The sequence below is a fragment of the Halomicronema sp. CCY15110 genome (assembly GCF_016888165.1).
Taxonomy (GTDB): domain Bacteria; phylum Cyanobacteriota; class Cyanobacteriia; order Phormidesmidales; family Phormidesmidaceae; genus Halomicronema.
The window spans coordinates 1-8,243 of sequence record NZ_JACSWC010000113.1 but is presented as its reverse complement, the minus strand read 5'-3'; the positions used below and the strand labels follow the sequence as shown (position 1 = coordinate 8,243).

Here is an 8,243-nt window from a genome sequence, read left to right as displayed (position 1 = left end):
CCCGGCGGTGCGAATGGCCTTTGGCCAGGCTTCGCCTACGCAGCGCTCTACCAACTGAGCTAATTCCCCAGGTTTTACAGACAGAGTAGCGCAGCAGCGTACCTCTGAGAAGAAAATATCCCCAAAATAGGCGTCGCCAACACGGCATTCGATTGGCTAAGTTCAGGATTCAACCTGTGTTTTGCAGGGCTCAGCCAAGGCAGTAGACCTATTGCCGATTAGCTCTAAGAGAGGCGATCGCGCTGCATGAATTCCACCTTTGGCCCACTGGGATCGCTGACCAAACCAATGCCCGCAAAACCCCAGCGGCTCAACATTTCTTTGAGTTGATAGGCCGGGACGGATTCCACGGCAAAGCGATCGCGCACCTCTGGAGCGTGGGCGCTCAAATACGACAGCGCCTCATGATCCGCCGAGAAAATGAGCAGATAGGTGCGATCGCTCTCCGGTTCCTCAGGACGCGCGGCGAGATGACGACCATCCTGCTTAGAGCGCAGTAGGTAATAAATGCTGGAATACATGACCCTAGCCCGATTTCAACTGCGGTTTACGAGCGAGTAGATAGGAGTTGTAGAGGTTTTGGAACACCACGTAAAACATGGGGCCAAGGGCGATCGCGGGGGTCAAAAACGTCAGACAGACCCAGATACTGAATAGGGTATTTTTTTGCCCCAAAGATTGCCCCATCTCCTGCCCCCAGTCATTGCCCCCCAGCCAGCGCCCCACGCCAAAGTTACAGGTACAGAGCAGCAACGAGACCGAGGCGATTTCGACGATGACGATCCACGGGTAAGTGGACTCGACTTCGATGAAATGGGTCGCTTTCGCCGTTGACAGATAAATCGCCGCCATCCAAAAGTAAAAGCCCGTACTGCGCACGGGGTCTAAAGTCTTCACCAGTGCTGGGGCATAGTGTTGCAGCAGTTGCGTGAGCCCCAAGGGCAACAAAATGACGGTCAGCGTATTGGCCAGTCCCGTCAGTTCAATATTGGTATGACCGTTGGGATTCAGCAGAGGCAAGACCAACGGCAGGGCGATCGCCGAAAAGCTATTGGTCACAATCACCGAAGACATCACATAGTCCACTCGACCGTCTAAAAATCGGGTCATCACTGGGGCCGCCGCTGCCGTCGGGGCCATGGCAATCATAAACGCCGCCAGCGCCAAGTCGGGACTGACCCAGTTGCTCACCCAAGCCGTAATGCCCGCGATCGCCATCATCATGGCAATGATCGTACCCAGGCGCGGATTCAGAGCCGATTTCACATCGATCTTCAGATCCAGCAGCGAGCAAAACAGAATCATCATGATTAAGTAGCGAATCAGGTAGGCGTACTGGTGACCTTGGGGAAAGGCAATGCCCACAGCGATCGCGCTAAACAAAAACAGTGATTTCTTCATGTGACTCAGTGACCCAGACGCCTATCAGGCTACCCCTTGCTAGTTCATTCAAAGCGTTTGAGGTGGACAGTCAAAGTAACCTTCATAGATCGTTGCATTCGCGGCGGGGGCAGCAATTGGGCATCCTCTAAACTGTTAAGGCATCCCTGGGAGACTGACATCGGTGAAACTCACGTTGATTATTGCCGTACTGCTCGTCTTGGCGTTAGGTACCGTCGAGCTGGCGTTGCGCTTCTTTTTCGGGTTTGGCAAGCCTCCCCTATATGTCGCCGATACCCAAACGGGCTACCGACTCGCCCCCAACCAACGCACCAAGCGCTTTGGCAACGTGTTTGCCATCAATCAATATTCCATGCGGGGGGAGGCGATCGCCCCCCAGCCCGAGGCTGACACCTTACGGGTTTTGCTGTTAGGCGACTCGATTGCCAATGGTGGCTGGTGGACTGACCAATCAGAGATTTTGTCGCAGCGGCTGCAGCAACAACTCACCGCCCTGCTCCCCAGCCAGTACACCCAAGTGGAAGTGTTGAATGCCTCGGCCAATTCTTGGGGGCCGCGCAACGAGCTCGCTTATATCTTGAAATTTGGCACCTTTGAGTCGCCAGTAGTAGTGCTATTGCTCAACACCGACGACCTGTTTGCCACCGCCCCCACTTCGCTACAAGTGGGCCGCGATCGCGCCTACCCCAAACGCTACCCGCCCCTCGCCCTGGTCGAAGTCGCCGGACGGTTCATCAAAGCGCCTCCTATCCCCGAACTGGAAGCAGTACGACAAGAAGGGGGCGATCGCGTCGGGGTCAATCTCGAAGCGGTGCGGCAACTCCAGCAACTCACTAACCAAGCTAACGGTCGCCTCATCGTCGCGATGACCCCACTCCTGCGAGAGGTGCAGCCCCCCGGCCCGCGCGACTACGAAATCACCGCCCGCCAACGGGTGACCCAATTCACCGAGCAAGCGCAGATTCCCTACATCGACTTTTTGGCCGACTTTAAGACCGCCGCCGATCCAGGCGCTTTATATCGCGATCACATTCACCTCAGCCCCCAGGGCTACACCCTGGTCACCCAGACCCTCAGCAGCGCCGTCACCCGAACTCTACACGCCACCGGATCTTCTAGCCGCCGCCTGCCCGACACCTTACTAGAAGATCCCTGGTAAGCGCCGCCGCGCCGACCCAGCTCCTGAATTGCTTATTCTCGAAAAATATACAACTAATTAGTTATATACTCGTATTTTTATAGTATTGTAAATACAGAAGATAACTTGCCCTACTCACCAGGGCGCAATGAGGAAGCCATGTATCACTTCAGCAAAGTTCTAAATGTCTCTTTTGATGAGGCGATCGCCCTTGTGACCGATGCCCTCAAGGCAGAAGGCATGGGAGTACTGACAGAAATTAATGCCCAGGCTGCCTTTAAGAAAAAACTCGGCATCGATTTTCGGCGATACACGATTTTGGGCGCTTGCCATCCCCAAACCGCGTTTCAGATTTTGGAAGAGGATGATAAAGCGGGCGTGCTGTTTCCCTGCAACGTCGTCGTGCAAGAACATCAAGATGGCCGCGTTGAAGTGTCAGCCGTCGACCCTTTGATGATGTTCCTCATGGTGCACAGCCCCCGAGCCAAAGAAGTGGCGCAAAATGCCAGTGTCATGATGCAGCGCGTCATCGATCGCTTGCCCGCCCTTCAGACAGAAAGCAACCTGGCGATAGTCTAAGACCAATGTCGCAAAATGTCGCAATAAGTAGGGCGATGACTGTAGCGAGTCCGTTTCTACCGATATCTCTTTTTGAGCAGTAGTCGCAGATGGTCCCGACAGAGATGAATATCGTGCTGCTCAGCCAGATGCTCCACCAGTTGACGACGATTGACAGTGCGCTCCTCGCTCGAGATGTGCTCGGCCCACGCCGTTATCATCGCTGGGGAAACTGCCGGTAACCGACCGGAGCGGGGGCGATCCCATCAGCTATGCAGACCGTCCTGGGGCCAACGATGAATGGCCGTGCGGGCGGTAGCGACCGGCCCATCAAGGTACTCACAATCTGCTGAGGTATCTATCCTCGATGACTTAAACCCAGTGCCTCCGCCCGATCTTGCGTCCGTTGAGGCACCCCAGCATCGGTGCGTAAGTCTTGCAAAGTGCAATCTTCAGCTCCACTCAAGTTGACTCGCCAAGGTGGAGCTGACATCGCTAGGATAGCCTCAAGGAACGGCTCTTCAGCGTACCTCCATAGCTACCAATTCCGCTTTTCTACTTAAAACCCAGGCGCGCATAACGCTTGTGAATTTAAGCAATAAACATTTGCTGTCTTTACGGACAATCCCGCACAATTACTGAAGACATGGGTGTATTTCTCGCAGGTGTGCAGTACTTTTGCGCAGATTTGGGTATGAGCCTCCAGTAAAGTTACGGATCAACTGGCTTGAGGCTGGGATAAAGTTCACTAAACCTGCGAAGTTATCCAACGGCTGTATCTACTTATAATTTGTATAAAGGCATTGCGGCAATCATGTTCCCTGACTTTGGCAGGCTAATTAATGCTGCTTTCTTTCTCGGTAGAAACTCCGGTTGAGTTTGGTGAAGTTTTTGAAAAGCTAGCAGAGATCTCTTCGCAGCTTCATCAGGCGACTCAACTGGAAAACCTTTTAGAGTACGGGGTGCAACAGACCCGCTATCTATTTGGGTGCGATCGCGCTTTGATCTATCAGTTCACCGATGGCGGCGATGGGGCGGTAACAGCCGAAGCCGTTGGCGAAGACTGGTTACCGACTTTTGGACAATTAATTTACGACCCCTGTTTTGAACATGTTTGGGGCAACAAATTTCAGCGCGGAGAGATCACGGCAATCGCCGATATTGAGCACAGTGATCTTGATCCTTGCTATCAAGCATTGATGAGGCAGTTTCAGGTCAAGGCCAATCTGGTCAGTCCGATTTTGATGCCGTCGTCCGTACCCAGAGTCACGACACAGTCTTCAGGTCAGTCGCCAGTTTTGTGGGGGCTGTTAATCATTCATCAATGCGGCGAACCGCGAGAGTGGGCACCGATTCATCGGCAGGTGGGCCAACACCTGGCAGCTCAACTAGGCACCGCAATTCGCCACTTGCAGATGGCCCAAACGCTGTCTTCTAGCCGCATTGATGTGCAGCAATGGCAGCGAGCCGCCGCGCTGGCTGGGTGCGTCATGTGGCAGTGGCAGTTAGACCATGACGTGATTCGATATTCGTCACTATGGCAAATGCTGCTGGGCTATCAGCACCAAAACATCGGTAACGATTTCAACGCCCTGTTGGCGCTGATTCATCCGGATGATCGCGAACGGGTACGCGAGGCCATGCGTCAGCATCTGGAGCAGCCGACCAGTCTTTATCGCGTTGAGCATCGGCTGCACTGTAGTGATGGTCGATGGAAATGGGTGTGCAGCCAAGGCCAGGTGACGGCCTATCAGGCTAACGGCACGCCACTACAGTTTGTCGGCATGATGGTGGACATTAGCGATCGCCAAGCGCGGGAGCTCACACTGCAACACCAGGCCCAGCGAGAAAGAGCCCTCTACGAAGTTATTGATGTCATTCGGCAGTCGCTTGATTTTCAGCATATTTTTGCCGTAGCCGCGACACAAATTGCCCAATGTTTGCAGTCTCGGGTGCGGATTACTCAATACATTACCGATGAAGCCATGGCCTGTTGGCGGGCAGTCGCAGTTGACGGTGGCCCCTACGGCTGGACAGCAGCACAAGAACAGCAAATTTGGGTTGATGTGCCCGACCAGGACAACGCGATCGCGGTCCAGCTCAAGCAACTCCAAATTGTGCAAATCAGCAATACTGAAACCATCAGTCCAGACGATTCCGTGAATCAATCCTATGCTCAATCATTTCCTGGGCACTGGTTGATTGTGCCGATCGTCTATGACACTGAGGTTTGGGGAGCCATTGCCATGACCCGCCCGAGTCCGATTGATTGGACGACAGCAGAGGTAGAACTTACGCAGCGCATTGCCGCACAATTGGCGAATGCGATTCACCATGCCCAATTGCATCAGCAAACGCAACTGGCCGCAGAACGCGATGCCCTGGTACTTCAGAGCATTGACGAAGCGATTTGGGAGTGGCACACACACACCGGTATTCAGCAGATTTCCGATCGCTATTGGGAGATTTTGGGCTACGACCCGCCCGCTGCACCACCCCTCCTTAGAGACGAGTTAGCGCGAGTTCATCCCGACGATCGCCAGTGGTTAGTTGCTTGTATTGAAAACCACATTTATACGCCACATCCTTTTCAACAAGAGTTTCGGCTCCAGCATCGCGACGGTCACTACATCTGGGTACGGGTACGAGGGCGCACCATTTGGAATGAGGTCAGTAATCCGACACGAATGCTCGGCACAGTGGAAGATATTAGCGATCGTAAAATCCTCGACGTGAAGCTACGCCAGCAGGAAAAAGAATTTCGGAGTCTGGTGGAAAATAACCCCGACGGCATCATGCGGGTCAATCGGCAGTTTCAGATCTTATACGCCAATCCGATGATGGCATCGAGAATTGGGCTACCTCAGGCAGAGTTAATTGGTCAAAAAATCAGCGAGTTGGCCCTTTCTCGACTAGTCAAAAATCGCTGGCAAACGGCCATTTCGCGAGTGTTTGAAACGCGACAAGAACAACTGCTAGAAACCCAGGAAATGCTGACCGACCGCGAGCAAACTTTCTACTCCCGCATCGTGCCCGAATTGAGCGAGGCGAATCACATACTGTCGGTCTTGATCATTTCTCGGAATGTGACCAACTTGCGAACAGTACAAATTGCCCTTCAACAGCGTATCCGGCAAGAACATACCCTCCGCCTGATGACGCAACACTTTCGTGCCACGCTCAATCTAGATGAAATTTTATCAACGGCTGTGAATGAGTTGCAGGCAGCATTCTATGCCGATCGCACCATCGTAGTTCAACTATTTTCCGATCAGTCTCGACAAGTGATTGCCGAAGCCGTAGACACCCAGCATCCCAACCTGCTGCACACCCATTGGGAAAACGCCCCAATTACCCCTCATTGTCTTCCTCTTTATCAAGCTGGGCAAGCCCAAATTGTGCCTGACATTGCCCAGGCTGACTGCGATCCTGAGTCCGTACTGGCGGATTGGCAGCAGGCGGGTGTCAAGTCGGCTATGGTTGCCCCATTACCCCAATCATTAGGGCCTGAGGCTAAAGTCTGGGGCTTTGTGATGACCCATGCCTGTGCCACTCAACGCGACTGGCAAGCAGACGAATTGCACCTATTACAACAAGTCGCCGAACAGTTAGCGATCGCCATCCAACAGTCAGAACTGTACCAACAGTTGCAGGCGGCTAACCGCGAGTTGGCCAGCATCTCGACCACAGATGCCCTGACCAAAATTGCCAATCGCCGCCATTTTGACACCACTCTGGCAGATGAATGGCTCAGGGGACAGCGTCACCAGCGGGAATTAAGCCTGATTCTCTGTGACATTGATTGGTTTAAGGACTTTAACGATACCTATGGTCACCCCGCAGGCGACACGTGCATTGCCTCCGTGGCTCAGGCTCTCCAACAATGTGTCAATCGCTCGACAGACTGCTTAGCCCGCTACGGGGGAGAAGAGTTTGCTCTCATTTTGCCCCACACCAATCAGGATGGAGCGATCGCCATTGTGGAGCAAGCCCGCGTAGCGATCGCCATGCTCGACATTCACCACCCCGCCCCCCAAGCAAGCGGCCGACTCACCCTCAGCTACGGCATTGCTACAGTGATGCCTACGCCAAACGTGACGCCACAAGATCTGATTGCCCTCGCTGATCGCGCCCTTTACCGAGCCAAACAAACCGGGCGAGATCGCTACATCGTGGCTGACGGTGATGCTTCTCCTGATAATCTCAGAGCATAGAATCCTGCTCTTTGAATGTTGCGACTTCCCACCGCTAGAGGTCAAACCTGCAAAAAACTAGCATCAGCATTTCTCCTAGGTGTTATCTGCTGCCACTAACCTGGCTCATTCTAACAATTGCTATGGTGCCAATATGGTTGCCTTATCCACTAATCGACCAGTTGTCTTTCATACTACAAAGCTGACCAAAACCTATCAAATGGGCAAGGTCGCAGTGCACGCTTTACAATCGGTTGATCTGGACTTGTACGAAGGCGAATTTGTGGTTCTGCTAGGCCCCTCAGGAAGCGGCAAATCGACCCTGCTCAATATCCTGGGAGGACTCGACATTCCCATCAGCGGCCAAATATTCTTTCGTAACCAAAACCTCACCAACGCTAGCGATCGCGAACTAACACAATTTCGCCGTCAATCAATTGGCTTTATTTTCCAGTTCTACAATCTGATTCCCAGCCTTACGGCACGTGAGAACGTTGGCTTAGTTACAGAAATTGCCAGGCGGCCAATCAGTCCAGAAAAAGCCCTATCTATCGTGGGGCTCAGCGATCGGCTTAATCACTTTCCTGCGCAACTTTCTGGAGGGGAACAACAAAGAGTAGCCATTGCAAGAGCGATCGCCAAACGTCCCGAAGTCCTCCTCTGCGATGAACCTACCGGAGCCCTCGACTTCCGTACGGGTAAACTTGTTCTGCAAGGGTTAGAGGAAGCGAATCAAGAATTGGGGACGACGACAGTTGTTATCACGAATAATGCGGGCATTGCCGCCATGGCAGACCGGGTCATCCACCTCGACAGCGGCCACATCAGTGCCATTGAGTCTCACCACCATCGAGTCAGAGCCGCATTATTGAAATAGTAATTACAAATAATGATAATAATAATCCCCCTTGAGTGTGATTCACTCAAGGGGGAAGAAGAGAGACCTGGCACCG

General features: G+C 53.1%; 6 protein-coding genes. 4 read left to right on the top strand and 2 right to left on the bottom strand.

What is annotated here, in order from left to right; all coding sequences use genetic code 11:
- Positions 1-224: 224 nt before the first annotated feature.
- Positions 225-521 (bottom strand): hypothetical protein, encoded by a 297-nt coding sequence (locus JUK32_RS01675; protein ID WP_204137118.1) that lies wholly within the window; start codon positions 519-521, stop codon positions 225-227.
- A gap of 4 nt (positions 522-525) precedes the next feature.
- On the bottom strand, positions 526-1,401 hold the full coding sequence (locus JUK32_RS01670) for a hypothetical protein (protein WP_204137117.1): 876 nt from the start codon (positions 1,399-1,401) through the stop codon (positions 526-528).
- 163 nt (positions 1,402-1,564) lie between these two features.
- On the opposite strand from JUK32_RS01670, the gene JUK32_RS01665 reads away from it, so the two are divergent.
- The 4 genes from JUK32_RS01665 (at position 1,565) to JUK32_RS01650 (ending at position 8,167) form a co-directional block, all read left to right on the top strand.
- On the top strand, positions 1,565-2,560 hold the full coding sequence (locus tag JUK32_RS01665) for an SGNH/GDSL hydrolase family protein (protein ID WP_204137116.1): 996 nt from the start codon (positions 1,565-1,567) through the stop codon (positions 2,558-2,560).
- A gap of 105 nt (positions 2,561-2,665) precedes the next feature.
- Positions 2,666-3,118, top strand: a complete 453-nt coding sequence (locus tag JUK32_RS01660; protein WP_239112223.1) for a DUF302 domain-containing protein — start codon at positions 2,666-2,668, stop codon at positions 3,116-3,118.
- A gap of 821 nt (positions 3,119-3,939) precedes the next feature.
- Positions 3,940-7,311, top strand: coding sequence for a diguanylate cyclase domain-containing protein (locus tag JUK32_RS01655; protein ID WP_204137115.1), 3,372 nt, complete (start codon positions 3,940-3,942; stop codon positions 7,309-7,311).
- A gap of 133 nt (positions 7,312-7,444) precedes the next feature.
- A complete protein-coding gene (locus tag JUK32_RS01650) occupies positions 7,445-8,167 on the top strand; it encodes an ABC transporter ATP-binding protein (RefSeq protein WP_204137114.1) in 723 nt (240 codons plus the stop codon).
- The last annotated feature ends 76 nt before the right edge of the window (positions 8,168-8,243 follow it).

Excerpts from the sequence above, each read along its gene's own strand:
- JUK32_RS01650 (WP_204137114.1), top strand. The coding sequence starts at position 7,445 with ATGGTTGCCTTATCCACTAATCGACCAGTTGTCTTTCATACTACAAAG.
- JUK32_RS01675 (WP_204137118.1), bottom strand. The coding sequence starts at position 521 with ATGTATTCCAGCATTTATTACCTACTGCGCTCTAAGCAGGATGGTCGT.
- JUK32_RS01655 (WP_204137115.1), top strand. The coding sequence starts at position 3,940 with ATGCTGCTTTCTTTCTCGGTAGAAACTCCGGTTGAGTTTGGTGAAGTT.
- JUK32_RS01670 (WP_204137117.1), bottom strand. The coding sequence starts at position 1,401 with ATGAAGAAATCACTGTTTTTGTTTAGCGCGATCGCTGTGGGCATTGCC.